The organism is Pseudomonas sp. LBUM1643 (assembly GCF_059716215.1).
In genome coordinates this window covers 6,441,452-6,466,516 of record NZ_CP166813.1, presented here as the reverse complement: position 1 = coordinate 6,466,516, position 25,065 = coordinate 6,441,452, and the positions used below count along the sequence as shown (strand labels likewise).

The window sequence follows — 25,065 nt, the reverse complement described above, 5'->3', positions numbered from 1 at the left end:
GGATATCCCCTAAGTTGAAAGCCGGTGAGGCAAAAACAAGCGGCCATTGTAGCGGCCAGACGCCGACTTATCCACACGTAGGTTGCTCAGCTTCCAATAGCAATCAACGCTTTATGCGGAAAAAAGGCGACAAGCGGTCTGTGCATAAGCTCTGTGGATAACCGCCCCTAAGGTCGTTGTACAAGTAGGGGGGAAACTCGGTGGATAACCTGCCTGTGGATAACTCCGCCTTTCACACACAGCTTATCCGACAGTGCAGCACAGGGTTACCACCGTTTACCACGGTAGTTGTCATTCTCTGTACATCAGGCATTTAAAGGGCTGGTGGCAGTTATCCACAGATAACGGTGCCCCTAGCTTTTATAAGCTTTACAAAAGAGCTTTAAATACTTTCCTTCTTTATTTCTATATCTACCGAGGCCTGGTGATCAGCAAAACGTCCTGAGATCTATTTATAAGGAAACGCTGGTTGGAAATTGACCTAGAGGCTTGCTTTCTCTAGAATCCCCGGTCTCTTAAAACGGGGGCCATTCCGGCCCGTTGTGGACGAACCAGGTAACACGACAATGAAACGTACTTTCCAACCAAGCACTATCAAACGCGCTCGTACTCACGGCTTCCGTGCTCGTATGGCTACCAAAAACGGTCGCGCCGTTCTGTCGCGTCGTCGCGCCAAAGGTCGTGCGCGTCTGGCAGTTTGATAAGCCGGCACTGGAGGTGAGTCAGGACTTCAGTCGGGAAAAGCGTCTGCTTACCCCCCGGCATTTCAAGGCAGTCTTTGACTCCCCTACCGGCAAGGTTCCGGGGAAAAATCTCCTGCTCCTTGCGCGCAACAACGATCTTGATCACCCCCGTCTCGGGCTGGTTATCGGGAAAAAGAGCGTAAAGCTCTCCGTCGAGCGCAATCGCCTCAAACGTCTGATGCGCGAATCGTTCCGTCTGCACCAGGATTCACTGGTCGGCTGGGACATAGTTATCGTCGCGCGCAAAGGTTTGGGTGACGTAGAAAACCCCGAATTGATTCAGCATTTCGGCAAACTCTGGAAGCGTCTGGCACGCAGCACGCCGGTACCAGCAGTCAAAACCGAAACTGTAGGGGTAGACAGTACCGATGCGTAAACTGGCACTCGTTCCGATCCAGTTTTATCGCTATGCCATTAGTCCTCTGATGGCCAGTCACTGTCGTTTCTACCCCAGTTGTTCCTGCTACGCGTATGAAGCCATAGAAAATCATGGCCTTCTGCGCGGTGGCTGGCTGACCTTTCGTCGTTTAGGTCGCTGTCATCCGTGGAATCCCGGTGGTTATGACCCGGTTCCATCTATCCCTACCTCCCGTTCTTCTTCGATGGCCGAGTAATCATGGATATCAAACGCACGATCCTGATCGTCGCCCTGGCAATCGTGGCCTACGTTATGGTCCTTAAATGGAACCAGGACTACGGTCAAACTGCCCTGCCGACTCAGAATGTTGCTTCCAGTACTACCGCACCGGGCCTACCGGATACGGCGACTGGCAATAATGCTTCTGTCAGTGACGACATTCCACGCGCCACAAGCGATGCCAGTGCAACGGCACCTGCTGAAACGCCAGTAGCTGTTAGCAAAGATCTCATCCGTATCAAAACGGACGTACTTGATCTGGCAATCGATCCACAAGGTGGTGATGTTGCCCAGCTGACTCTGCCGCTGTATCCCCGTCGCCAGGATCATCCGGAAATTCCGTTCCAGTTGTTCGATAACGGCAACGAACGTACTTATCTGGCTCAAAGCGGTTTGATCGGCACCAACGGCCCGGACGCAAGTCCTGCCGGCCGTCCGGTTTATTCCTCGGAGAAGAAGGTTTACCAGCTGGCTGACGGACAGGACCAATTGGTCGTGGACCTTAAGTTCAGCAAGGACGGCGTCAACTACATCAAGCGTTTCACTGTGAAACGTGGCCTGTACGACGTAACCGTTTCCTACCTGATCGACAACGAAAGCGCTCAGCCTTGGTCTGGCGCGATGTTCGCTCAGCTGAAACGTGACGCGAGCGCGGATCCATCTTCCACAACGGCCACCGGTACCGCGACATACCTGGGTGCAGCCCTGTGGACAAGTAACGAGCCGTACAAGAAAGTGTCCATGAAGGACATGGACAAGGCTCAGCTGAAAGAAACCGTCAGCGGGGGTTGGGTTGCCTGGTTGCAGCACTACTTCGTGACTGCTTGGATTCCAGCCAAGGGCGAAAACAACATCGTCCAGACCCGTAAAGACAGCAAAGGCAACTACATCATTGGCTACACCGGTCCGTCGATTACCGTCGCGCCAGGTGCCAAAGCTGAAACCAGTGCCGTTCTGTATGCCGGCCCGAAAAGCCAGGCTGTACTGAAAGAGTTGTCCCCAGGTCTGGAACTGACGGTCGACTACGGCATCTTGTGGTTCATTGCCCAACCTATCTTCTGGTTGCTGCAACACATCCACGCGCTGGTGGGTAACTGGGGTTGGTCGATCATTTTCCTGACCATGCTGATCAAAGGGATCTTCTTCCCGTTGTCGGCTGCCAGCTACAAATCCATGGCCCGCATGCGCGCAGTGGCACCGAAACTGGCCGCGCTGAAAGAGCAACATGGCGACGACCGGCAGAAAATGTCGCAAGCCATGATGGAGCTGTACAAGAAAGAGAAGATCAATCCGCTGGGTGGTTGCTTGCCAATCCTCGTGCAGATGCCGGTTTTCCTCTCGCTGTACTGGGTTCTGCTGGAAAGCGTTGAAATGCGCCAAGCGCCGTTCATGCTGTGGATTACTGACCTGTCGATCAAGGATCCGTTCTTCATTCTGCCGATCATCATGGGCGCAACCATGTTCATCCAGCAGCAGTTGAACCCGACACCTCCGGATCCGATGCAGGCCAAGGTGATGAAGCTGATGCCAATCATCTTCACCTTCTTCTTCCTGTGGTTCCCGGCTGGTCTGGTGCTGTACTGGGTAGTGAACAACTGCCTGTCCATCGCCCAACAGTGGTACATCACGCGTAAAGTCGAAGCGGCTACTAAAGCAGCTGCCTGATTTACACTGTGGATAACCACTCAGAACGCCCCCTAGTGGGGCGTTTTGCTATCTGTCACTTTTGTCTGGATATCGGTTTATGAGCGTTCCTCGTGAAACCATCGCTGCTGTCGCCACCGCACAAGGTCGCGGTGGTGTGGGCATCGTCCGAATTTCAGGACCGCTGGCCAGTGTCGCGGCCAAAGCCTTCAGCGGCCGTGAACTTAAACCTCGATTCGCCCATTACGGTGCGTTTCTGGGTAACGACGAAGAAGTACTGGACCAAGGGATTGCGCTGTATTTCCCGGGTCCAAACTCATTTACCGGTGAAGATGTGCTTGAGCTTCAGGGACACGGCGGCCCCGTGGTTCTGGACATGCTGCTCAAGCGTTGCCTGGAACTGGGCTGCCGGTTGGCTCGACCGGGTGAATTCAGCGAACGTGCATTCCTTAACGACAAGCTCGACCTGGCCCAGGCCGAGGCGATCGCCGACTTGATCGAGGCCAGTTCTGCACAGGCTGCCCGGAATGCACTGCGTTCCTTGCAAGGCGCATTTTCAGAACGTGTGCATAACTTGACCGAGCAATTGATCGGCTTAAGGATTTACGTGGAAGCGGCAATCGACTTCCCAGAAGAGGAAATCGATTTCCTGGCCGATGGTCATGTCCTCAGCATGCTCGATAAAGTACGGGATGAGTTATCCACAGTGCTGCGTGAAGCCGGCCAGGGTGCGTTGCTTCGGGACGGGATGACGGTTGTGATTGCCGGCCGACCGAACGCAGGGAAATCCAGTCTTCTTAATGCCCTGGCCGGCCGCGAAGCTGCCATCGTCACAGAGATTGCCGGGACCACCCGGGATATCCTTCGCGAACATATCCACATCGATGGCATGCCGCTGCATGTCGTCGACACTGCAGGTTTGCGCGACACCGACGATCATGTGGAAAAAATCGGTGTGGAACGGGCATTGAAAGCCATTGGTGAAGCAGATCGAGTGCTGCTGGTCGTAGACGCCACCGCACCGGAAGCGCTCGATCCTTTCGCGTTATGGCCGGAATTTCTGGAAGTTCGCCCAGATCCCGCCAAGGTCACCTTGATTCGCAACAAGGCGGACCTGACCGGCGAGCCTATTGCCCTGGAAGTCAGCGAAGATGGCCACGTCACTATTAGCTTGAGTGCCAAGTCCGCAGGTGCAGGGCTGGAACTGCTGCGCGATCATCTCAAGGCTTGCATGGGCTATGAGCAGACCTCGGAAAGCAGCTTCAGCGCTCGCCGGCGTCACCTTGAGGCGTTGCGCCATGCAAGTGCATCGCTTGAACACGGGCGCGCACAGTTGACGCTGGCGGGGGCAGGTGAGCTGTTGGCGGAAGATTTGCGACAGGCGCAACATTCCTTGGGAGAAATCACCGGTGCCTTCAGCTCCGATGATTTGCTGGGCCGGATTTTTTCCAGTTTCTGTATCGGCAAGTAACCAATACGGGAACCAGACCTGCCAGCGAAGGCGAATACAATTGCTCTTCGCTGGCAAATTCCGGAGGTGCTGTTGGTAACTTATCCACAGCCCACGTTTCGTTACCAGTTATAGGACACCGAGCCCAATAGCGTCCGGCTTTCACCCCAGTAGCAACGGCCTGCATCGTTACAGCCAGAAACGTATTCCTTGTCGAACAGGTTTTTCGCATTCACGTCGAACGTCCAGTTGCGATCGAGCTGATAACCGATCGCGGCATCCACCAACGTCACGTCACCCGCATCAAGCTTTCCGTAGAGTGAAGGCGAGGTGTACGCGAACGCACTGTCGAAATAACGCACACCCCCTCCGACGTAGAGTCCTTTGAGGCTGCTTTCGAGGAAGCGGTACTTCGCCCAGACAGAAGCCTGGTTGCGCGGTACACCCGTCATCTGATGATCTTTGACCAATGAATTGGCCGCGTCTTTGGTGATTCGCGCATCGGTATAGGTGTAAGCCGCCGTCACGTTCAGGTTGGGCGTCAAATTGCTATTGAGCTCCAGTTCCACACCTTTGGAACGGCTCTCGCCCACTTGGCGATAAGTCGAGGTAGTGGCATCGAAGTAGGTGTCGTCCTTTTTACGCAAGTCATACACCGAGGCGGTGATGGCGGTGTCCCAACCGATAGGTTCGTACTTCAGGCCCACTTCATATTGGCTGCTGGTGATCGGGTCCAGCGGCGCTCCCGAGTTGGAAATCTGCTGCACCGGAACGAACGCTGTGGAATAGCTCACATAGGGCGTCAAGCCGTTGTCGAACTGGTACATCACGCCACCCTGGTAGGTGAATTTCTTGTCTTCAGAACTGATGTTGCTGGCCGAGGCGACTTTGTCGCGGAAATCACTGTCGACCCAATCCTGACGACCACCCAGGAGGAACAGCCAATGGTCGTACTTGCTTTGGATCTGCGCATAAACACCTTTCATCTGCTGTTCCAGCAACGTGTTTTGCACCGCAATCGGCGTCAGAGGATCGCGCAGGTAGACGGGATTGTAGATATCGATAGGACCCACGAAACCGGCATTCCAGTCCTGATTGAATGAGGTACGGTCGAAGCTGCCACCGAACAACACCGTGTTCTCCATCTCACCCACCTGGAATTTCCCTTCCAACTGGTTATCCAGCGAGTACACCATCGACTTATTGAAACGATCATAGGCCGTCACGTTCAGGCGCGTGCCAAATCCTGCGTTGTTCAGGTTACCCGGCCAGGTTTCGTGGCGGGTTATTCGCGACTGCATATAGCGCGAGTTCTGCCGGAACTGCCAATCGTCGTTGAAGCTGTGGGTAAATTCATATCCGGTGCTCCAGGTTTCCCGCTCGAACGTATTCCAGTCCGGGTCACCGAGCATGGTGTCCTTGGATAACTTGCCGTTCGGGTTGGTAAGCAACGTCCCGGCTGCTGGCAGGCCGAGCTCCATGTTGGTGTGATCCTTCTGGTAATTGGCCAGCAGGGTCAGCGTATTGAAGTCGTCAAAGTTGAGCGTCAGCGAAGGAGCGATATACAGCCGATCATCCGGTACGTGATCGGTTTGCGTATCGGCGTTGCGTCCCAGCATCACGACTCGCCCGAGGATGTTTCCGCTGTCGTTCAGTGGCCCGGAGACATCGACGCCTAATTGACGACGGTTGTTGGAGCCGTAGCTGAGCTGCACTTCGCCCTGAGGGGCCGCAGTCGGGCGTTTGCTCACGAGATTGACCAATCCGCCTGGCGCGTTTTCGCCATACAGCAAAGAGGACGGGCCGCGAAATATCTCGACCCGTTCCAGCCCATAAGGCTCTGTACTGGTGTCATACCGATTGCCCTGCACCCGCAAGCCATCGCGCAACAGGCCATAGCCATAGTCGGTTGCATTAAAGCCGCGGATGAAGAAAAGGTCTCCGGCAAGGCTATCGCCAGCAGCAAACGGTGGCGCGAAGATCCCCGGTACGTACCCGAGTACATCCGTGAGTGTCTGGGATTTTTGATCCTTGATGCGTTGGCTGGTCACCACCGAGACGGAACGCGGAGTTTCAGACAAAGGGGTGCTGGTTTTGGTGCCAACCCGGCTGTTCTTCGCGTTGTAACCAACATCCGCCGCGTAATCCAGGTTCATTTCATTCGGTTGCGTGGCATTGATGTTTGTAGCGCCGAGTACCAGCGAATCAGCGTCGGAAACCGGCTGCAAAATGTAACTGCCCGCAGCTTGGGGTACTGCCTGTAATCCTGAGCCCTGCAGCAGAAATGAGAAACCCTGTTCGATGGAATAGCTTCCCACCAGCCCTTGCGTGCGCAATTGAGCTGTTTGTTGCGGCGAGAACGACAGGATCACATTGGCTGCCGAGGCAAACTGGCTCAATGCGTTGTCCAGTGGACCGGCGGCGATCGCGTAGCGCTGAATGGCACTGGCCGCAACTGCACTGCTGGTGACCAGCACGCAACTCGCCGCGCTGGTCATCAACAAGCTGTAGGCAATGCAGTGGTGGGAAAAGCGCTTTCGAAACGTAGGAAGTCGCATGGGAAATCAAGCCCTGAAGGTGGCAAAGAGCCGCGTTGATCGCGATTACCTGTAGGGCCGTGTCAGGTTAAAAAAAGATAACCCCGGCATGCATTTATTTTCTTGAGGCTTCGGGCACATCAAACGACATGGCTGATCGAGACCCAATAGCGTGTGAAATAACGCACGCGAATAGGGAGTGAAGCCTGTAGGTTCGCCAGTACCGCGTCCGTGGAATCCAGTCGAAAGGTACCGGAGACACGTAACCTCGAGGAGGGCGGATCACATTGCAGGATCCCTGGGCGATAGCGTCCCAACTCTCGAATGACATCGCCCAAAAATGCATTAAGGACAATCAGTTGACCATTGATCCAGGCCGCTTCCGATAAGCGATATGGGCGAGTCACGCCGATACTGGCGCTGTCGAAATCGACGCCTTCGCCAGCTCGCAGGATGCGTGGACTCGTGGTTTGATCACCCGGTTGAATGCTGACGCGGTCCTCCAATACACCGACACGTGTCGACCCCGACAATTGATGAACCGAAAACTGCGTTCCCAGTGCCTGTATGCGGCCTTCCTGGGTTTCGACGAAAAACGGACGAGGATCTCCGGATTTGCCCGTGCGTACGAGAATCTCTCCCGCGCGCAAACGAATCAGTCGTTGCTGGCCATCGAACAGGACATCCGCTGCCGTATGAGTGTTGAGGTACAGACTGGTCCCGTCGGCGAGCTCTATCTTTTTTCGTTGACCGACTTTAGTGGCGTAGTCGGCCCATACAGTTCCCAGCGCGGTGTATCGCTGGACGTTCCAGCCAACGTATCCGGTGCCGGCGAGTAGAAGTAACAGCTTGAGCACCTGGCGGCGATGTTGGGTCGAGGAAAGCGCGCGCCGGGTAAGGTCTTTAGGCAAGGCGCCCAGATGTCGTTGCATTTGCTCCATCTGGTTCCAGGCTGCCAAATGCGCCGGATTGCTCTCGACCCAATGCTGCCAGGCCTGCTGTTGGGCCTGCGAAGGCGGTTCTATTTCAAACTGCACGTACCAACTGGCCGCAGCTTCGAAGATTTTTCGATCGGGGACGACTGACATCATGCGCTCGCCAAAATCAGAGAACATTCCGTGAGAGCGCGAATCATTTGTTTCTTTACCGTCGTCAGCGACACCTCCAACTCCAGAGCAATCTGTTGATAAGTCAGGCCGTCGATCTGTGAAAGCATGAAGATACGTTTCGCTCTTGCGCCCAAGCCTGTCAGGGCTTTATCCACAGCTATCAGGGTTTCGATGATAAGGGCTTTATCCTCTTCACTGATCGCGGTGGCATCGGGACGAGAAGCAACCGATTCCAGATACGCCACTTCAATTGCGCGCCGGCGATAGCGGTCGATCACCAGCCCACGCGCCACTGTCGCCAAATAGTCTCTCGGCTCGCGAATCCGTGCGGCATTTCTGGCTCCCAGGATGCGCACGAAGGTGTCGTGCGCAACATCTGCAGCATCGCAAGCGTCGTGCAGCTTTCCCTTGAGCCACCCATACAACCAGGAATGGTGCTGCTCGTAGATCTGCTGAACTGCCGCCGTATCAAAGGGTAAGGGCATAGTGGAATAGGTGAGTTAATGATAATGGCTATTATTAGCTTTTGTTTCGCCTTCTCACAATAGCGTCCCGCTACCAGGCATCGACTGCTCGATGGCCATTTTATTAACTGCTTATGAGTCGCCATGACACCGTAGGGCGAATTTTCTGTGCCCGAGATTTAGCTGATTGGCCAATTTCTGTGGATTAAGCCCTGTGAATAACCATCACTAAGGGCAGTTGATAACAGGGCCTGAAAACTGGATATAACCACCCCTGTGGATAACCACCTCTTTAATCCACAGGCTTACACCGGTTATCCAACGCACTCATTGGCACATGAACACAGGGTTTTGAACCTCTGTACATATTGATAATAAAGGCCTGTAGAGATCTATCCACAGAAAATAGCCTCAGTAGAAATAAACATAAAAACAAAGATTTAATAAATTTCTCTCTTTTTAATTTCTATTATCCCGACTTCTCCACAGCTGGTTAAATTTTGTGCAAAGGGTTCTTTAGGAAGGGCGAAGTCCCTATACTTGTCGACCAGGTCCTAAAACCTGAGCTCAAACTATTCCTGATTACCTAACTGAAGCAGGCACGAGGTGCGTGGTGGATTTCCCTTCCCGTTTTGAAGTGATCGTCATCGGCGGCGGTCATGCCGGTACCGAGGCAGCACTGGCCTCAGCACGTATGGGGGCTAAAACCCTGTTGCTGACGCATAACGTGGAAACCCTCGGTGCCATGAGCTGCAACCCCGCTATTGGTGGGATTGGCAAAAGCCATCTGGTCAAGGAAATCGATGCCCTGGGCGGCGCGATGGCCATGGCTACCGATAAAGGCGGCATCCAGTTTCGCGTCTTGAACAGCCGTAAAGGACCAGCCGTACGAGCCACTCGCGCTCAGGCAGATCGGGTTCTCTACAAGGCCGCTGTCCGCGAAGCACTGGAAAATCAGCCCAACCTGTGGATATTTCAGCAAGCTGCCGACGACCTGATCGTTGAGCAGGAACAGGTGCGCGGCGTAGTGACCCAAATGGGTCTCCGTTTCTTCGCCGATTCAGTGGTGTTGACCACCGGCACGTTCCTCGGTGGACTTATCCACATCGGGATGCAGAATTTTTCCGGCGGCCGTGCCGGCGATCCGCCCTCAATCGCTCTGGCTCACCGTTTGCGCGAATTGCCCTTGCGCGTCGGTCGTTTGAAAACCGGTACACCACCGCGTATCGACGGTCGTTCCGTGGATTTCTCGGTGATGACCGAGCAAGCGGGCGATACGCCTATCCCGGTGATGTCGTTCATGGGCTCCAAGGAGCAACACCCCAAACAGGTGAGCTGCTGGATTACCCACACCAACGCCCGTACACACGAGATCATCGCCGCCAACCTCGACCGCTCGCCGATGTATTCCGATGCAGGGCTGATCGAAGGCATTGGCCCTCGGTACTGCCCGTCGATCGAAGACAAGATCCATCGCTTTGCCGACAAGGAGAGCCACCAGGTCTTCATCGAGCCGGAAGGACTTACGACCAACGAGCTGTACCCGAACGGGATCTCCACCTCTTTGCCGTTCGACGTGCAATTGCAGATCGTGCAGTCGATCCGCGGTATGGAAAACGCGCACATCGTGCGGCCGGGCTATGCCATCGAGTACGATTATTTCGATCCGCGTGACCTGAAATACAGCCTGGAAACCAAGGTGATTGGCGGTTTGTTCTTCGCTGGCCAAATCAACGGGACGACCGGTTACGAAGAAGCCGGTGCCCAAGGATTATTGGCCGGAGCCAATGCTGCGCTGCGTGCACAGGGCAAAGACGCCTGGTGTCCGCGTCGAGACGAGGCGTACATCGGCGTGCTGGTTGACGACCTGATTACCCTCGGCACTCAAGAGCCGTACCGGATGTTCACTTCCCGTGCCGAGTACCGCCTGATCCTGCGTGAAGACAACGCGGACCTGCGGTTGACCGAAAAAGGTCGGGAGCTGGGTCTGGTCGATGACGCGCGTTGGGCTGCTTTCTGCACCAAACGTGAAAGCATCACGCTGGAAGAACAACGTCTGAAAAGTACCTGGGTTCGCCCAGGTACCGAGCAGGGCGATGCGATTTCCGTGAAGTTCGGAACGCCGCTGACCCACGAATACAATTTGCTCAATCTGCTGAGCCGTCCGGAAATTGACTACGCTGGTCTGATCGCCGTGACAGGTGGAGGCGCAGAAGATCCACAAGTCGCTGAACAGGTCGAAATCAAGACCAAGTACGCCGGCTATATCGATCGTCAACAGGATGAAATCGCTCGCCTGCGCGCCAGTGAAGACACGAAATTGCCTGTGGATATCGATTACACGAACATTTCCGGCCTCTCGAAAGAGATCCAGAGCAAGCTCGGCGCTACGCGTCCAGAGACTCTCGGTCAGGCTTCGCGTATTCCGGGTGTGACTCCTGCAGCCATTTCGCTGTTGATGATTCATTTGAAAAAACGCGGCGCGGGCCGTCAGTTGGAGCAAAGCGCTTGAGTTCGTTGGTCACCTCGCAACACGCCGAAGAGTTATCCACAGGTGCTCGCCAGCTCGGTGTCACCCTGACAGAGTCCCAGCACGCTCAGTTGCTGGGCTATCTGGCCCTGTTGATCAAATGGAACAAGGCTTACAACCTGACCGCCGTCCGCGATCCGGACGAAATGGTCTCCCGGCACTTGCTCGACAGTCTCAGCGTGATGTCGTTTGTCGAAAACGGTCGATGGCTGGACGTGGGTAGCGGCGGCGGCATGCCGGGCATTCCGTTGGCCATCCTGTTCCCGGAATCCCAGGTGACCTGCCTGGACAGCAACGGCAAGAAAACCCGCTTCCTCACCCAGGTCAAACTCGAACTCAAACGGGATAACTTGCAAGTTATCCACAGTCGCGTGGAATCCTTCCAGCCTGCACAGCCCTTCAACGGGATCATCTCCCGGGCATTCAGCAGCATGGAGAATTTCACCAACTGGACTCGTCACCTCGGCGATAACGATACGCGTTGGCTGGCAATGAAGGGCGTTCATCCGGCCGATGAGCTGGTAGCATTGCCGGCAGACTTCCACCTCGATAGCGAACACGCCCTGGCCGTACCTGGTTGCCAAGGCCAACGCCATCTGCTGATACTGCGCCGCACGGCATGATTGGGAACAAAAGCAAGAATGGCTAAGGTATTCGCGATTGCGAACCAAAAGGGTGGTGTGGGTAAAACCACCACCTGCATCAACCTCGCAGCATCCCTGGTTGCTACCAAGCGCCGGGTGCTGTTGATCGATCTCGATCCACAGGGCAACGCCACCATGGGTAGCGGTGTGGATAAACACGGCCTGGAAAACTCGGTCTACGACCTGTTGATCGGTGAATGCGATCTGGCTCAGGCCATGCATTACTCCGAGCACGGTGGCTACCAGCTGTTGCCGGCCAACCGTGACCTGACCGCCGCAGAAGTGGTTCTGCTGGAAATGCAGATGAAGGAAAGCCGTTTGCGCAGTGCGCTGGCGCCGATCCGTGAAAACTACGATTACATTCTGATCGATTGCCCTCCTTCGCTCTCGATGCTGACACTCAACGCTCTGGTGGCCGCTGACGGGGTCATTATCCCCATGCAGTGCGAGTACTTTGCACTCGAAGGCCTGAGCGACCTTGTGGATAACATCAAGCGTATTGCTGAGCTGCTGAACCCGAATCTGAAGGTCGAAGGCCTCTTGCGGACTATGTACGATCCGCGACTGAGCCTGATGAACGATGTTTCTGCGCAGCTCAAGGAACACTTCGGCGATCAGCTTTACGACACCGTGATTCCGCGCAACATCCGCCTGGCTGAAGCGCCAAGCTACGGCATGCCGGCGCTGGTTTACGACAAGTCTTCGCGAGGCGCCATTGCCTACCTGGCATTGGCGGGCGAGATGGTTCGCCGCCAACGCAAAAACTCACGCACCGCCGCCGCTCAGGCAACTTAAGGAATTCCCATGGCCGTCAAGAAACGAGGTCTCGGACGTGGACTGGATGCACTGCTGAGTGGTCCTACTGTCAGTTCGCTGGAAGAGCAGGCGGTGCAGGCAGACCAGCGTGAGCTGCAGCACCTGCCGCTGGACCTGATCCAGCGCGGGAAGTACCAGCCGCGTCGAGACATGGACCCTCAAGCGCTGGAAGAACTGGCGCAGTCGATCAAGGCCCAGGGCGTCATGCAGCCGATTGTGGTACGCCCGATTGGCGGTGGCCGCTTCGAAATCATTGCCGGTGAACGCCGTTGGCGCGCAAGCCAGCAGGCTGGCCAGGAAACCATTCCGGCCATGGTCCGCGATGTGCCGGACGAAACCGCTATCGCGATGGCGCTGATCGAGAACATTCAGCGTGAGGATCTCAATCCGATCGAGGAAGCGGTCGCTCTGCAGCGACTGCAGCACGAATTCCAGCTGACACAGCAACAGGTTGCGGAAGCAGTGGGCAAGTCCCGCGTAACCGTGGCCAACCTGCTACGCTTGATCGCGTTGCCTGAAGTTATAAAAACCATGCTGTCGCACGGTGACCTGGAAATGGGTCACGCACGTGCTTTGCTCGGTTTGCCTGACAATCAACAGGTTGAAGGGGCGCGACATGTTGTCGCACGGGGGCTGACTGTGCGCCAGACTGAGGCACTGGTTCGCCAGTGGTTGAGTGGCAAACAAGAGCCTGCCGAACCGGTTAAACCGGACCCGGATATCGCCCGACTCGAGCAGCGCCTGGCCGAGCGCCTAGGCTCTGCGGTGCAGATCCGACACGGAAAGAAGGGGAAGGGGCAGTTGGTGATTGGTTACAACTCCCTCGATGAGCTTCAGGGTGTGCTCGCACACATTCGCTGAAACATTTCCTCATGTAGCGTGCAGTCGGAAATCACTACCTGACAGTTGAATAGGGGCAGAACCGCCCCTATACTCTGCGCGCATTTTGTCGGCACAAATTATGCCAAGTTATTGAATTCTGGCAGCCGACCATTGGAGAGCAATAGTGATGGAAAGACGCACGCCAAACCGCTTGCCGTTCCATCGCCTGGCAGTTTTTCCGGTCTTACTGGCTCAATTTGTCGTTTTGGTGCTGGCCGCTTTGGCGCTCTGGTACTGGCATGGAGTCGTAGCCGGGTACTCAGGACTTTGCGGAGGCCTGATAGCCTTGCTGCCCAATGTTTATTTCGCTCACAGGGCATTTCGGTTTTCCGGCGCCCGAGCAGCCCAAGCCATCGTCCGGTCTTTTTATGCCGGTGAGGCGGGCAAACTGATTTTGACGGCAGTGCTCTTTGCATTGACGTTCGCAGGTGTGAAGCCATTGGCGCCGCTAGCTGTATTCGGCGTCTTCGTGTTGACCCAACTGGTCAGCTGGTTCGCGCCCCTGCTGATGAGAACAAGACTTTCGAGACCTTAGGGCGTTTGAGGCAACCATGGCAGAGACAACCGCTTCGGGCTATATCCAGCACCACTTGCAGAACCTGACCTTCGGTCAGCACCCAACTGGCGGGTGGGGTTTTGCCCACACCGCAGCAGAAGCCAAAGAAATGGGCTTCTGGGCTTTCCACGTCGATACACTCGGCTGGTCGGTCGCGTTGGGTCTGATTTTCGTTCTTCTTTTCCGCATGGCGGCAAAGAAAGCGACATCCGGTCAACCTGGTGCTTTGCAAAACTTCGTTGAAGTATTGGTCGAATTCGTCGATGGCAGCGTGAAAGACAGCTTCCATGGCCGTAGCCCGGTGATTGCACCGCTGGCACTGACCATCTTCGTCTGGGTCTTCCTGATGAACGCCGTCGACCTGATCCCGGTCGACTGGATTCCTCAGCTGGCCATCCTGATCACTGGTGATGCGCACATTCCATTCCGTGCCGTATCGACCACTGACCCGAACGCTACCCTGGGCATGGCCCTGTCGGTGTTCGCGTTGATCATTTTCTACAGCATCAAGGTCAAGGGCATCGGCGGCTTCATCGGCGAACTGACCCTGCACCCGTTCGGCAGCAAGAATATTTTCCTTCAAGCCCTGCTGATCCCGGTGAACTTCCTGCTGGAGTTCGTGACGCTGATCGCCAAGCCTATCTCCCTGGCACTGCGTCTGTTCGGCAACATGTACGCCGGCGAGCTGGTCTTCATTCTGATTGCTGTGATGTTCGGCAGCGGTCTGCTCTGGCTTAGCGGCCTGGGCGTAGTACTGCAGTGGGCGTGGGCTGTGTTCCACATCCTGATCATCACCCTGCAGGCGTTTATCTTCATGATGTTGACCATCGTCTACCTGTCGATGGCGCACGAAGAGAACCATTAAGACCAGTCTCGACTAGTCTGATGTCCCACCCGGTCAAACGGGTGGGTGCCCGAACAGGGCTATGAAACGATTTGTTTTACCGCTTTAAAATCTAAAAAACCTAAACCATACGACGTAAAAGTCGGGAGGAAAGATGGAAACTGTAGTTGGTCTAACCGCTATCGCTGTTGCACTGTTGATCGGCCTGGGCGCACTGGGTACCGCAATTGGTTTCGGCCTGTTGGGCGGCAAGTTCCTGGAAGGCGCAGCGCGTCAACCAGAAATGGTTCCAATGCTGCAAGTTAAAATGTTCATCGTCGCCGGTCTGCTCGACGCCGTGACCATGATCGGTGTTGGTATCGCTCTGTTCTTCACTTTCGCGAACCCATTCGTTGGTCAACTCGCTGGCTAATTACTCGAACCTTCGAGTAATTGGTGTGATGTGCAACGAACGAGCGAGGTGTTGGCGTGAACATTAATGCAACCCTGATTGGCCAGTCCGTTGCGTTCTTCATTTTTGTACTGTTTTGCATGAAGTTCGTGTGGCCTCCGGTCATCGCGGCTTTGCACGAACGTCAGAAGAAGATCGCGGATGGACTGGACGCTGCCGCCCGAGCAGCTCGCGACCTGGAGCTGGCCCAAGATAAAGCGGGTCAGCAACTGCGCGAAGCAAAAGCTCAGGCAGCCGAAATCATTGAGCAAGCCAAGAAACGCGGTAACCAAATCGTTGAAGAGGCTGTTGAAAAAGCCCGTATCGACGCTGACCGTGTGAAGGTTCAGGCTCAGGCCGAGATCGAGCAGGAACTGAACAGTGTCAAAGACGCGCTGCGTGCCCAATTGGGTGCACTGGCCGTTGGCGGCGCCGAGAAGATCCTGGGTGCCACAATCGATCAAAACGCGCACGCGGAGCTGGTAAACAAACTGGCTGCTGAAATTTAAGCGAGGGCGATCATGGCAGAATTGACCACGTTGGCCCGACCTTACGCTAAGGCAGCCTTCGAGCACGCCCAGGCCCACCAGCAACTGGCCTCTTGGTCAGCCATGCTCGGCCTGGCTGCAGCAGTGTCGCAAGACGACACCATGCAGCGCGTGCTCAAGGCCCCGCGACTGACGAGCGCAGACAAGGCCGCCACGTTTATTGACGTGTGCGGCGACAAGTTTGATGCCAAGGCACAGAACTTCATTCACGTCGTTGCCGAAAACGACCGTCTCCCGCTTTTGCCGGAGATATCCGCTCTGTTCGACCTGTACAAGGCCGAACAAGAGAAATCGGTAGACGTTGAAGTGACCAGTGCTTTTGCATTGAACCAAGAACAGCAAGACAAACTCGCCAAGGTTCTCAGTGCACGACTCAACCGGGAAGTGCGCCTGCAAGTCGAGGAAGACAAATCCCTTATTGGGGGCATTGTCATCCGCGCCGGCGACCTGGTTATCGATGGCTCGGTTCGCGGCAAACTCGCGAGCCTTGCCGAAGCATTGAAATCTTGAGTTTGAAGGGGCAGCAGAGCAATGCAGCAACTCAATCCTTCCGAAATAAGTGAAATTATCAAGGGCCGCATCGACAAGCTCGATGTGACCTCCCAAGCCCGTAACGAAGGCACTGTCGTCAGCGTATCTGACGGTATCGTGCGGATTCACGGTCTGGCCGACGTTATGTACGGCGAGATGATCGAGTTTCCGGGCGGCGTCTTCGGTATGGCTCTCAACCTGGAGCAAGACTCCGTAGGTGCCGTAGTATTGGGCTCCTACCAGTCTCTGGCTGAAGGCATGAGCGCCAAGTGCACCGGCCGCATCCTCGAAGTTCCGGTTGGTAAGGAACTGCTGGGTCGCGTAGTCGACGCACTGGGTAACCCAGTTGACGGCAAAGGTCCGCTGAACAACACCGAGACCGACGCGGTCGAGAAAGTTGCTCCAGGCGTGATCTGGCGTAAGTCGGTAGACCAGCCTGTACAGACTGGCTACAAGGCTGTCGATGCCATGATTCCTGTCGGCCGTGGCCAGCGTGAGCTGATCATCGGTGACCGTCAGATCGGTAAAACCGCTCTGGCGATCGACGCGATCATCAACCAGAAAAACAGCGGCATTTTCTGCGTCTACGTAGCTATCGGTCAGAAACAATCGACCATCGCTAACGTGGTTCGCAAGCTGGAAGAAAACGGCGCACTGGCTAACACCATCGTCGTTGCCGCGAGCGCTTCGGAATCTGCAGCACTGCAGTTCCTGGCCCCGTACTCCGGTTGCACCATGGGTGAATTCTTCCGCGACCGCGGTGAAGACGCGCTGATCGTTTATGACGATCTGTCCAAGCAAGCAGTGGCTTACCGCCAGATTTCCCTGCTGCTGCGCCGTCCACCAGGCCGTGAAGCTTACCCAGGCGACGTGTTCTATCTCCACTCCCGTCTGCTGGAGCGCGCATCCCGCGTTTCGGAAGAATACGTAGAGAAGTTCACCAACGGCGCAGTGACCGGCAAAACCGGTTCCCTGACCGCACTGCCGATCATTGAAACCCAGGCTGGCGACGTTTCCGCGTTCGTTCCGACCAACGTGATTTCGATCACCGACGGTCAGATCTTCCTGGAATCGGCCATGTTCAACTCCGGGATCCGTCCTGCTGTGAACGCCGGTGTTTCGGTATCCCGTGTGGGTGGTGCCGCTCAGACCAAGATCATCAAGAAGCTCTCCGGTGGTATCCGTACCGCTCTGGCTCAGTACCGTGAACTGGCGGCATTCGCCCAGTTTGCTTCTGACCTGGACGAAGCGACCCGTAAGCAACTTGAGCATGGTCAGCGCGTTACCGAGCTGATGAAGCAGAAGCAATACGCACCAATGTCGATCGCTGACATGGCGCTGTCGCTGTATGCCGCTGAGCGTGGGTTCCTGACTGACGTTGAAATCGCCAAGATCGGCAGCTTCGAACAAGCGCTGATTGCTTTCTTCAACCGCGATCACGCCGATTTGATGGCGAAGATCAACGTGAAGGGTGACTTCAATGACGAAATCGACGCTGGCATGAAAGCCGGTATCGAGAAGTTCAAGGCCACCCAAACCTGGTAAGCCGCAGCGGGAGCCGCGAGGCTCCCGCTTGCTAACCTGATAGGTGTTACATGGCAGGCGCAAAAGAGATTCGCAGTAAGATTGCGAGCATCAAAAGCACGCAAAAGATTACCAGCGCCATGGAAAAAGTGGCGGTCAGTAAAATGCGCAAGGCACAAATGCGCATGGCTGCTAGCCGTCCTTACGCGGAGCGCATCCGCCAGGTTATTGGCCATCTGGCCAACGCCAACCCGGAATATCGCCACCCGTTCATGCTCGACCGTGAAGTAAAGCGCGTCGGTTATGTTGTGGTGAGCAGTGACCGTGGTCTGTGTGGTGGCTTGAACACCAACCTGTTCAAGGCTCTGGTCAAGGACATGGCGGTAAACCGCGAAAACGGCGTCGAGATCGATCTGTGTGTAGTTGGTAGCAAGGGTGCGGCTTTCTTCCGCAACTTCGGCGGTAACGTCGTAGCAGCTATCAGCCACCTGGGTGAAGAGCCGTCGATCAATGACCTGATCGGCAGCGTCAAGGTGATGCTGGATGCCTACCTGGACGGCCGTATTGACCGCCTGTCCGTGGTGTCCAACAAGTTCATCAACACCATGACGCAACAGCCTACCGTGGAGCAGTTGATTCCATTGGTGGCAACCCCGGAACAGGAACTCAAGCACCACTGGGATTATCTGTACGAACCGGACGCCAAAGAGCTGCTTGACGGCTTGATGGTCCGTTACGTGGAGTCGCAGGTCTACCAGGCGGTGGTCGAGAACAACGCGGCTGAACAAGCTGCGCGGATGATCGCGATGAAGAACGCTACCGACAACGCCGGTGATTTGATCAGCGATTTGCAGCTGGTCTACAACAAGGCGCGTCAGGCTGCGATCACCCAAGAGATCTCGGAAATCGTCGGCGGCGCTGCCGCGGTTTAACGGTTCAAATATTCAGAGGATCCAGCTATGAGTAGCGGACGTATCGTTCAAATCATCGGCGCCGTTATCGACGTGGAATTTCCACGCGACAGCGTACCGAGCATCTACAACGCTTTGAGTGTAAAAAGCGATGCAGGCACCACCCTGGAAGTTCAGCAGCAGCTGGGCGACGGCGTGGTACGTACCATTGCGATGGGTTCCACCGAGGGCTTGAAGCGCGGTCTGGAAGTCACCGACTCCGGCGCAGCCATCTCCGTACCAGTCGGTAAAGCGACACTGGGCCGGATCATGGACGTTCTGGGCAACCCGATCGACGAAGCTGGCCCGATCGACACCGAAGAGCGCTGGGGCATTCACCGTCCTGCGCCAACCTTCGCTGAACAAGCGGGCGGCAACGACCTGCTGGAAACCGGCATCAAGGTTATCGACCTGGTTTGCCCGTTCGCCAAGGGCGGTAAAGTAGGTCTGTTCGGTGGTGCCGGTGTAGGCAAAACCGTAAACATGATGGAACTGATCCGTAACATCGCCATCGAGCACAGCGGTTATTCCGTGTTCGCCGGCGTGGGTGAGCGTACTCGTGAGGGTAACGACTTCTACCACGAGATGAAGGATTCCAACGTTCTGGACAAAGTGGCACTGGTTTACGGTCAGATGAACGAGCCGCCGGGTAACCGTCTGCGCGTAGCACTGACCGGCCTGACCATGGCCGAGAAGTTCCGTGACGAAGGTAACGACGTTCTGCTGTTCGTCGACAACATCTATCGTTACACCCTGGCCGGTACTGAAGTATCCGCACTGCTGGGCCGTATGCCTTCCGCAGTAGGTTACCAGCCGACCCTGGCCGAAGAGATGGGTACTCTGCAAGAGCGTATCACTTCGACCAAAAACGGTTCGATCACCTCGATCCAAGCGGTATACGTACCTGCGGATGACTTGACTGACCCGTCGCCAGCGACCACTTTCGCCCACTTGGACGCCACCGTCGTTCTGTCCCGTGACATCGCTTCCCTGGGTATCTACCCAGCGGTCGATCCACTCGACTCGACTTCGCGCCAGCTGGATCCGAACGTAATCGGCCAGGACCACTACGACACCGCTCGCGGCGTACAGTATGTTCTGCAGCGTTACAAAGAACTGAAGGACATCATTGCGATCCTGGGTATGGACGAGCTGTCGGAAACCGACAAGCAGTTGGTAAACCGTGCTCGTAAGATCCAGCGTTTCTTGTCGCAGCCGTTCTTCGTGGCTGAAGTCTTCACCGGTGCTTCGGGTAAATACGTTTCCCTGAAAGACACCATTGCTGGCTTCAAAGGCATCCTCAACGGTGACTACGACCACCTGCCAGAACAAGCGTTCTACATGGTCGGCGGCATCGAAGAAGCGATCGAGAAAGCCAAGAAACTGTAATCCCGGCGCCCGGCAACGGGCGCTAATTTAGGTTGAGGCAATCAGATGGCTATGACAGTCCATTGCGATATCGTCAGCGCGGAAGGGGAAATCTTTTCCGGCCTGGTCGAGATGGTGATTGCGCACGGTGCACTGGGTGATCTTGGTATCGCCCTGGGTCACGCGCCGCTGATCACTAATCTCAAGCCGGGCCCGATCCGCCTGGTCAAGCAGGGCGGGGAAGAGGAGGTGTATTACATCTCCGGTGGTTTCCTCGAGGTTCAGCCGAACATGGTCAAGGTACTTGCCGATACTGTGCAACGTGCTGCTGACCTGGACGAAGCCTCCGCTCAGGAAGCCGTTAAGGCTGCCGAGAAGGCCTTGCATGAGCGGGGCGCGGAGTTCGATTACGGTTCCGCCGCCGCACGTCTGGCCGAGGCCGCAGCACAGCTGCGCACCGTTCAGCAAATCCGCAAGAAGTTCGGCCACTAACAGGTCGATACTTTGTTGTGCGATTGATTAAAAAGGGTAGCCTCGGCTACCCTTTTTTCTTTTCCGATATTCATCACCTGGTCGCAGCCGCTGACCACCCAGGATTGGTAGCCAGTAATGTCTCTAGAAATCGTTATCCTCGCCGCAGGCCAAGGCACTCGCATGCGTTCGGCACTGCCGAAAGTACTGCACCCGATTGCCGGCAATTCCATGCTTGGCCATGTTATCCACACTGCACGGCAGCTGGACCCACAACGCATTCACGTGGTGATCGGTCATGGTGCCGACGCGGTACGTGAGCGTCTGGCGGCGGATGACCTGAATTTTGTCCTGCAGGACAAGCAACTGGGGACCGGTCACGCCGTTGCTCAAGCGGTGCCCTTCATCGAATCCGATACCGTGCTGATTCTGTACGGCGATGTCCCTTTGATCGAAGTTGAAACCCTGCAGCGTCTGCTGAAGAAAGTCGCGGCCAAACAGCTTGGCTTGCTCACTGTGGAACTGGACGACCCGACCGGATATGGCCGCATCGTTCGCGATGCCCAAGGTCGGGTGACAGCCATCGTAGAGCAAAAGGACGCCAACGAAACTCAGCGTGCAATCACTGAAGGCAACACCGGCATCCTGGCGATGCCTTTTGCGCAACTGAGTGGCTGGATGAGTCGGCTCTCCAACAACAATGCCCAAGGTGAGTATTACCTCACCGATGTGATTGCCATGGCGGTCAGCGATGGTCTGGTCGTGGCCACCGAACAAGCTCATGACGCCATGGAAGTACAGGGCGCCAATGATCGCAAACAGCTGTCCGAACTCGAGCGTCACTACCAACTTCGCACCGGCCTTCGTTTGATGGCTCAGGGCGTAACGCTGCGCGACCCGGCACGTTTTGATGTCCGCGGTGAAGTCACCGTCGGCCGCGACGTGCTTATCGACATCAACGTGATTCTCGAAGGCAAAGTCGTCATTGAGGACGATGTGGTGATCGGCCCGAACTGCGTGATCAAGGACAGCACCCTGCGCAAAGGTGTAGTAATCAAGGCGAACAGCCACATTGATGGCGCGATCATGGGTGAAGGCAGCGATGCCGGCCCATTCGCTCGTTTGCGTCCGGGTAGCGTGCTCGAAGCTCGCGCGCATGTGGGTAACTTCGTTGAGCTCAAGAACGCTCATTTGGGCGAAGGCGCTAAAGCCGGTCACCTGTCCTATCTCGGTGATGCCGAGGTCGGTGCCCGAACCAACATCGGTGCTGGCACCATCACTTGCAATTACGATGGTGTGAATAAGTGGAAAACCGTTTTGGGTGAAGACGTGTTCATTGGCTCCAACAATTCGTTGGTGGCGCCTGTGGATATCTCCAGCGGCGCAACAACTGCAGCCGGTTCGACCATCACGCAGAATGTGGATAACGCACAATTGGCTGTGGGCAGAGCGCGCCAGAAAAATATCGACGGTTGGAAGCGTCCGGTAAAAATCAAGAAGAGCTGAGTTATCCACAGTTCAAAAGATCGCAGCCTTCGACAGCTCCTACCAGGTAAAAGTAGATTTCCTGTAGGGCCTGCTAAAGGCTGCGATTTTTTTGGAGTTATCCACACCGCTCTTTTCATCGCTTCCCGCTTGACGAAGTTTCGCCAATAGGTTTTGATTGCTTCCGTTATCTTTCGAAACGAAACTTACCCGCTCATGTCGAAGCGCAATACACCACAACGTCGCCATAACATTCTCGCCTTGCTCAATGAGCAGGGCGAAGTCAGTGTGGATGAGTTGGCCAAGCGCTTCGAAACGTCGGAAGTTACGATCCGCAAGGACCTGGCAGCACTTGAAAGCAATGGTCTGCTGCTTCGCCGATACGGTGGTGCGATTACCATGCCTCAAGAACTGGTCGCCGACATCGGCCAACCGATCTCGAAATACAAACAGGCCATCGCCCGCGCTGCAGTCACGCGAATCCGCGAACATGCGCGGATCATCATCGACAGTGGCAGCACGACCGCAGCGATGATTCCAGAACTCGGGCAGCAACCGGGTCTTGTCGTGATGACCAACTCCCTGCATGTCGCTACCGCGTTAAGCGAACTGGAACATGAACCGGTGCTATTGATGACCGGTGGCACCTGGGACCCGCATTCCGAGTCCTTTCAAGGGCAGGTTGCCGAGCAGGTACTACGCTCTTACGACTTCGATCAGTTGTTCATCGGTGCCGATGGCATCGACCTGGTACGCGGTACAACCACCTTCAACGAATTGCTGGGACTCAGTCGAGTCATGGCTGATGTTGCTCGCGAAGTCGTGGTGATGGTTGAGGCCGACAAGATCGGCCGCAAGATTCCAAACCTGGAACTGCCATGGGGCAGTGTCCATACCCTTATTACCGATGATCGCCTGCCGCTTGAAGCACGCGATCAGATTCAGGCGCGCGGAATCACTTTGATCTGCGCTGCTGTCAGTCAGGAGAAATAGCATGTGTGGAATTGTCGGCGCAGTCGCAGAACGTAACATCACCGCCATCTTGCTCGAAGGCCTGAAACGCCTCGAGTACCGTGGATATGACAGCGCCGGTGTAGCGGTCTACACCAACGACGAAAAGCTCGAGCGTATGCGTCGCCCTGGCAAAGTCAGCGAGCTTGATCTGGCCTTGGAAGAAGAGCCTCTGGTCGGTCGTCTCGGCATTGCCCACACCCGTTGGGCAACTCACGGCGCTCCGTGCGAACGCAATGCTCACCCGCATTTCTCTGGCGATCTGGCGGTGGTGCACAACGGCATCATCGAAAACCACGAAGCGCTGCGTGCACAACTCAAAGCGCTGGGCTACGTGTTCACGTCGGACACTGACACCGAAGTCATCGCGCACTTGCTGAACCACAAACTCAAAGACCTGCCTGACCTGACCGTTGCGCTGAAAGCCACTGTCAAAGAACTGCACGGTGCTTATGGCCTGGCCGTAATCAGCGCGAAGCAGCCGGATCGTCTGGTCGCTGCCCGCAGTGGTAGCCCATTGGTCATTGGTTTGGGCATGGGCGAGAACTTCCTCGCCTCCGACCAATTGGCCCTGCGTCAGGTCACCGACCGCTTCATGTACCTGGAAGAAGGCGATATCGCCGACATTCGCCGCGATAGCGTGCAGATCTGGGATGTAAACGGTCAGGTTGTCGAGCGTGAAAGCGTCCAGTACCGCGATGGCGCCGAAGCTGCTGACAAAGGCGAATTCCGCCACTTCATGCTCAAGGAAATCCACGAGCAACCGGCTGTGGTGCAACGCACCCTTGAAGGTCGCCTAAGCCCGAACGGTGTGCTGGTACAGGCATTCGGTCCACAGGCTGCCGAGTTGTTCGCCAAAGTTCGCAACGTGCAAATCGTCGCCTGTGGCACCAGTTACCACGCCGGCATGGTTGCCCGTTACTGGCTGGAAGAGCTGGCCGGTATCCCGTGCCAGGTCGAAGTCGCCAGCGAATTCCGTTACCGCAAAGTGGTTGTGCAGCCGGACACGCTGTTCGTCACCATCTCCCAGTCCGGCGAAACCGCCGACACGCTGGCAGCCCTGCGCAACGCCAAGGAACTGGGCTTCCTCGCCAGCCTGGCTATCTGCAACGTGGGCATCAGCTCGCTGGTGCGAGAGTCCGACCTGACCCTGTTGACCCAGGCCGGTCGCGAAATTGGCGTGGCCTCGACCAAAGCCTTTACCACCCAATTGGTCGGCCTGCTGTTGCTGACCCTGTCTTTGGGCCAGGTTCGCGGTACGTTGGGCGAAGGCATCGAAGCCACCTTGGTCGAAGAGCTCCGTCGTCTGCCAACTCGCCTGGGTGAAGCCTTGGCCATGGACAGCACCGTTGAGAAAATCGCCGAATTGTTCGCCGAGAAGAACCACACACTGTTCCTCGGTCGTGGCGCGCAATTCCCGGTAGCGATGGAGGGGGCTCTCAAGCTCAAGGAAATTTCCTACATCCACGCAGAAGCCTACCCGGCCGGTGAGCTGAAACACGGCCCGTTGGCGCTTGTGGATAACGACATGCCAGTGGTGACCGTCGCACCGAACAACGAGCTGCTGGAAAAACTGAAGTCCAACCTTCAGGAAGTTCGCGCCCGCGGCGGCGAGCTGATCGTCTTCGCAGACGAGAAGGCCGGCATGACCAACGGAGAGGGCACGCACGTTGTGCACATGCCGCACATCCACGACATCCTGTCGCCAATCCTCTACACCATCCCGTTGCAGTTGCTGTCGTACTACGTCGCCGTGTTGAAAGGCACCGACGTCGATCAGCCACGCAACCTGGCGAAGTCGGTGACTGTGGAATAAGTTATCCATAGGCGTTAACGACACAAGTCAACTAAGCCCCGATAACAGGGGCTTTCTTGCGATCGCTATTATATT

24 protein-coding genes are annotated in these 25,065 nt (G+C 56.0%); 21 read left to right on the top strand and 3 right to left on the bottom strand.

From position 1 onward, the window contains the following. Positions 1–566: 566 nt before the first annotated feature. The 5 genes from rpmH (at position 567) to mnmE (ending at position 4,495) form a co-directional block, all read left to right on the top strand. Positions 567–701, top strand: a complete 135-nt coding sequence (rpmH, locus tag ACA063_RS29250; RefSeq protein ID WP_003213577.1) for a 50S ribosomal protein L34 — start codon at positions 567–569, stop codon at positions 699–701. Between the two features lie 16 nt (positions 702–717). Next, positions 718–1,119 (top strand): ribonuclease P protein component, encoded by a 402-nt coding sequence (gene rnpA / locus ACA063_RS29245; protein ID WP_202027651.1) that lies wholly within the window; start codon positions 718–720, stop codon positions 1,117–1,119. Then, the gene (gene yidD, locus ACA063_RS29240; RefSeq protein ID WP_052966011.1) at positions 1,112–1,357 is read left to right on the top strand and encodes a membrane protein insertion efficiency factor YidD; all 246 of its coding nucleotides are present in this window, start codon (positions 1,112–1,114) and stop codon (positions 1,355–1,357) included. Before rnpA ends, yidD begins: the two co-directional genes overlap by 8 nt. 2 nt (positions 1,358–1,359) lie before the next feature. Continuing rightward, positions 1,360–3,045, top strand: coding sequence for a membrane protein insertase YidC (gene yidC / locus ACA063_RS29235; protein ID WP_162437607.1), 1,686 nt, complete (start codon positions 1,360–1,362; stop codon positions 3,043–3,045). Positions 3,046–3,124: 79 nt separating this feature from the next. Next, positions 3,125–4,495: a tRNA uridine-5-carboxymethylaminomethyl(34) synthesis GTPase MnmE gene (gene mnmE / locus ACA063_RS29230; protein WP_497664306.1), complete on the top strand. Its 1,371-nt coding sequence runs from the start codon at positions 3,125–3,127 to the stop codon at positions 4,493–4,495. Between the two features lie 101 nt (positions 4,496–4,596). Here the strand turns inward: mnmE and ACA063_RS29225 are convergent, their stop codons facing one another. The 3 genes from ACA063_RS29225 to ACA063_RS29215 all read right to left on the bottom strand — a co-directional run bounded on the left by ACA063_RS29225 (position 4,597) and on the right by ACA063_RS29215 (position 8,605). Further along, the gene (locus ACA063_RS29225) at positions 4,597–7,032 is read right to left on the bottom strand and encodes a TonB-dependent siderophore receptor (RefSeq protein ID WP_497664305.1); all 2,436 of its coding nucleotides are present in this window, start codon (positions 7,030–7,032) and stop codon (positions 4,597–4,599) included. Between the two features lie 119 nt (positions 7,033–7,151). Continuing rightward, entirely contained in the window at positions 7,152–8,099 is a 948-nt protein-coding gene (locus ACA063_RS29220) for a FecR domain-containing protein (RefSeq protein WP_497664304.1), read from the bottom strand. Further along, complete coding sequence (locus ACA063_RS29215; protein WP_497664303.1) at positions 8,099–8,605, bottom strand: sigma-70 family RNA polymerase sigma factor; 507 nt, start codon at positions 8,603–8,605, stop codon at positions 8,099–8,101. Before ACA063_RS29215 ends, ACA063_RS29220 begins: the two co-directional genes overlap by 1 nt. A gap of 592 nt (positions 8,606–9,197) precedes the next feature. Between ACA063_RS29215 and mnmG the strand changes: the two genes are divergently transcribed. From mnmG to glmS, 16 genes are all read left to right on the top strand, one after another. Continuing rightward, positions 9,198–11,096 (top strand): tRNA uridine-5-carboxymethylaminomethyl(34) synthesis enzyme MnmG, encoded by a 1,899-nt coding sequence (gene mnmG, locus ACA063_RS29210; RefSeq protein ID WP_497664302.1) that lies wholly within the window; start codon positions 9,198–9,200, stop codon positions 11,094–11,096. Then, positions 11,093–11,737: a 16S rRNA (guanine(527)-N(7))-methyltransferase RsmG gene (rsmG, locus tag ACA063_RS29205; protein WP_497664301.1), complete on the top strand. Its 645-nt coding sequence runs from the start codon at positions 11,093–11,095 to the stop codon at positions 11,735–11,737. Before mnmG ends, rsmG begins: the two co-directional genes overlap by 4 nt. A gap of 18 nt (positions 11,738–11,755) precedes the next feature. Continuing rightward, positions 11,756–12,553, top strand: a complete 798-nt coding sequence (locus ACA063_RS29200) for a ParA family protein (RefSeq protein ID WP_497664300.1) — start codon at positions 11,756–11,758, stop codon at positions 12,551–12,553. A gap of 9 nt (positions 12,554–12,562) precedes the next feature. After that, on the top strand, positions 12,563–13,435 hold the full coding sequence (locus ACA063_RS29195) for a ParB/RepB/Spo0J family partition protein (RefSeq protein WP_497664299.1): 873 nt from the start codon (positions 12,563–12,565) through the stop codon (positions 13,433–13,435). A gap of 148 nt (positions 13,436–13,583) precedes the next feature. Then, a complete protein-coding gene (locus ACA063_RS29190; protein ID WP_162437613.1) occupies positions 13,584–13,991 on the top strand; it encodes a F0F1 ATP synthase subunit I in 408 nt (135 codons plus the stop codon). Between the two features lie 16 nt (positions 13,992–14,007). Next, a complete protein-coding gene (gene atpB / locus ACA063_RS29185; protein WP_162437614.1) occupies positions 14,008–14,877 on the top strand; it encodes a F0F1 ATP synthase subunit A in 870 nt (289 codons plus the stop codon). A 133-nt stretch (positions 14,878–15,010) separates the two neighbouring features. Next, entirely contained in the window at positions 15,011–15,268 is a 258-nt protein-coding gene (gene atpE / locus ACA063_RS29180) for a F0F1 ATP synthase subunit C (RefSeq protein WP_002555987.1), read from the top strand. Positions 15,269–15,324: 56 nt separating this feature from the next. Then, positions 15,325–15,795, top strand: a complete 471-nt coding sequence (locus tag ACA063_RS29175; protein WP_008027535.1) for a F0F1 ATP synthase subunit B — start codon at positions 15,325–15,327, stop codon at positions 15,793–15,795. Positions 15,796–15,807: 12 nt separating this feature from the next. Beyond that, on the top strand, positions 15,808–16,344 hold the full coding sequence (locus ACA063_RS29170; protein ID WP_059403768.1) for a F0F1 ATP synthase subunit delta: 537 nt from the start codon (positions 15,808–15,810) through the stop codon (positions 16,342–16,344). Positions 16,345–16,365: 21 nt separating this feature from the next. Beyond that, positions 16,366–17,910, top strand: a complete 1,545-nt coding sequence (gene atpA, locus ACA063_RS29165) for a F0F1 ATP synthase subunit alpha (protein WP_008155713.1) — start codon at positions 16,366–16,368, stop codon at positions 17,908–17,910. Between the two features lie 50 nt (positions 17,911–17,960). Beyond that, entirely contained in the window at positions 17,961–18,821 is an 861-nt protein-coding gene (gene atpG, locus ACA063_RS29160) for a F0F1 ATP synthase subunit gamma (protein WP_150582364.1), read from the top strand. Positions 18,822–18,848: 27 nt separating this feature from the next. Beyond that, positions 18,849–20,228, top strand: coding sequence for a F0F1 ATP synthase subunit beta (atpD, locus tag ACA063_RS29155; RefSeq protein WP_150630634.1), 1,380 nt, complete (start codon positions 18,849–18,851; stop codon positions 20,226–20,228). A 45-nt stretch (positions 20,229–20,273) separates the two neighbouring features. Continuing rightward, positions 20,274–20,699 carry a F0F1 ATP synthase subunit epsilon gene (locus tag ACA063_RS29150; RefSeq protein WP_007969909.1) on the top strand — a complete coding sequence of 142 codons (426 nt, stop codon included), beginning with the start codon at positions 20,274–20,276 and terminating at the stop codon, positions 20,697–20,699. Between the two features lie 117 nt (positions 20,700–20,816). Continuing rightward, complete coding sequence (gene glmU / locus ACA063_RS29145) at positions 20,817–22,184, top strand: bifunctional UDP-N-acetylglucosamine diphosphorylase/glucosamine-1-phosphate N-acetyltransferase GlmU (RefSeq protein ID WP_497664298.1); 1,368 nt, start codon at positions 20,817–20,819, stop codon at positions 22,182–22,184. A 195-nt stretch (positions 22,185–22,379) separates the two neighbouring features. After that, positions 22,380–23,156, top strand: coding sequence for a DeoR/GlpR family DNA-binding transcription regulator (locus ACA063_RS29140; protein WP_162437616.1), 777 nt, complete (start codon positions 22,380–22,382; stop codon positions 23,154–23,156). 1 nt (position 23,157) lies between these two features. Then, a complete protein-coding gene (glmS, locus tag ACA063_RS29135; RefSeq protein ID WP_497664297.1) occupies positions 23,158–24,990 on the top strand; it encodes a glutamine--fructose-6-phosphate transaminase (isomerizing) in 1,833 nt (610 codons plus the stop codon). The last annotated feature ends 75 nt before the right edge of the window (positions 24,991–25,065 follow it).

What these genes read in the sequence shown, in the direction of transcription:
- rpmH (WP_003213577.1), top strand. Translation starts at nt 567, where the DNA reads ATGAAACGTACTTTCCAACCAAGCACTATCAAACGCGCTCGTACTCAC.
- yidD (WP_052966011.1), top strand. Translation starts at nt 1,112, where the DNA reads ATGCGTAAACTGGCACTCGTTCCGATCCAGTTTTATCGCTATGCCATT.
- yidC (WP_162437607.1), top strand. Translation starts at nt 1,360, where the DNA reads ATGGATATCAAACGCACGATCCTGATCGTCGCCCTGGCAATCGTGGCC.
- mnmE (WP_497664306.1), top strand. Translation starts at nt 3,125, where the DNA reads ATGAGCGTTCCTCGTGAAACCATCGCTGCTGTCGCCACCGCACAAGGT.
- ACA063_RS29225 (WP_497664305.1), bottom strand. Translation starts at nt 7,032, where the DNA reads ATGCGACTTCCTACGTTTCGAAAGCGCTTTTCCCACCACTGCATTGCC.
- ACA063_RS29220 (WP_497664304.1), bottom strand. Translation starts at nt 8,099, where the DNA reads ATGTCAGTCGTCCCCGATCGAAAAATCTTCGAAGCTGCGGCCAGTTGG.
- ACA063_RS29215 (WP_497664303.1), bottom strand. Translation starts at nt 8,605, where the DNA reads ATGCCCTTACCCTTTGATACGGCGGCAGTTCAGCAGATCTACGAGCAG.
- ACA063_RS29200 (WP_497664300.1), top strand. Translation starts at nt 11,756, where the DNA reads ATGGCTAAGGTATTCGCGATTGCGAACCAAAAGGGTGGTGTGGGTAAA.
- ACA063_RS29195 (WP_497664299.1), top strand. Translation starts at nt 12,563, where the DNA reads ATGGCCGTCAAGAAACGAGGTCTCGGACGTGGACTGGATGCACTGCTG.
- ACA063_RS29190 (WP_162437613.1), top strand. Translation starts at nt 13,584, where the DNA reads ATGGAAAGACGCACGCCAAACCGCTTGCCGTTCCATCGCCTGGCAGTT.
- atpB (WP_162437614.1), top strand. Translation starts at nt 14,008, where the DNA reads ATGGCAGAGACAACCGCTTCGGGCTATATCCAGCACCACTTGCAGAAC.
- atpE (WP_002555987.1), top strand. Translation starts at nt 15,011, where the DNA reads ATGGAAACTGTAGTTGGTCTAACCGCTATCGCTGTTGCACTGTTGATC.
- ACA063_RS29170 (WP_059403768.1), top strand. Translation starts at nt 15,808, where the DNA reads ATGGCAGAATTGACCACGTTGGCCCGACCTTACGCTAAGGCAGCCTTC.
- atpA (WP_008155713.1), top strand. Translation starts at nt 16,366, where the DNA reads ATGCAGCAACTCAATCCTTCCGAAATAAGTGAAATTATCAAGGGCCGC.
- atpG (WP_150582364.1), top strand. Translation starts at nt 17,961, where the DNA reads ATGGCAGGCGCAAAAGAGATTCGCAGTAAGATTGCGAGCATCAAAAGC.
- atpD (WP_150630634.1), top strand. Translation starts at nt 18,849, where the DNA reads ATGAGTAGCGGACGTATCGTTCAAATCATCGGCGCCGTTATCGACGTG.
- ACA063_RS29150 (WP_007969909.1), top strand. Translation starts at nt 20,274, where the DNA reads ATGGCTATGACAGTCCATTGCGATATCGTCAGCGCGGAAGGGGAAATC.
- glmU (WP_497664298.1), top strand. Translation starts at nt 20,817, where the DNA reads ATGTCTCTAGAAATCGTTATCCTCGCCGCAGGCCAAGGCACTCGCATG.
- ACA063_RS29140 (WP_162437616.1), top strand. Translation starts at nt 22,380, where the DNA reads ATGTCGAAGCGCAATACACCACAACGTCGCCATAACATTCTCGCCTTG.
- glmS (WP_497664297.1), top strand. Translation starts at nt 23,158, where the DNA reads ATGTGTGGAATTGTCGGCGCAGTCGCAGAACGTAACATCACCGCCATC.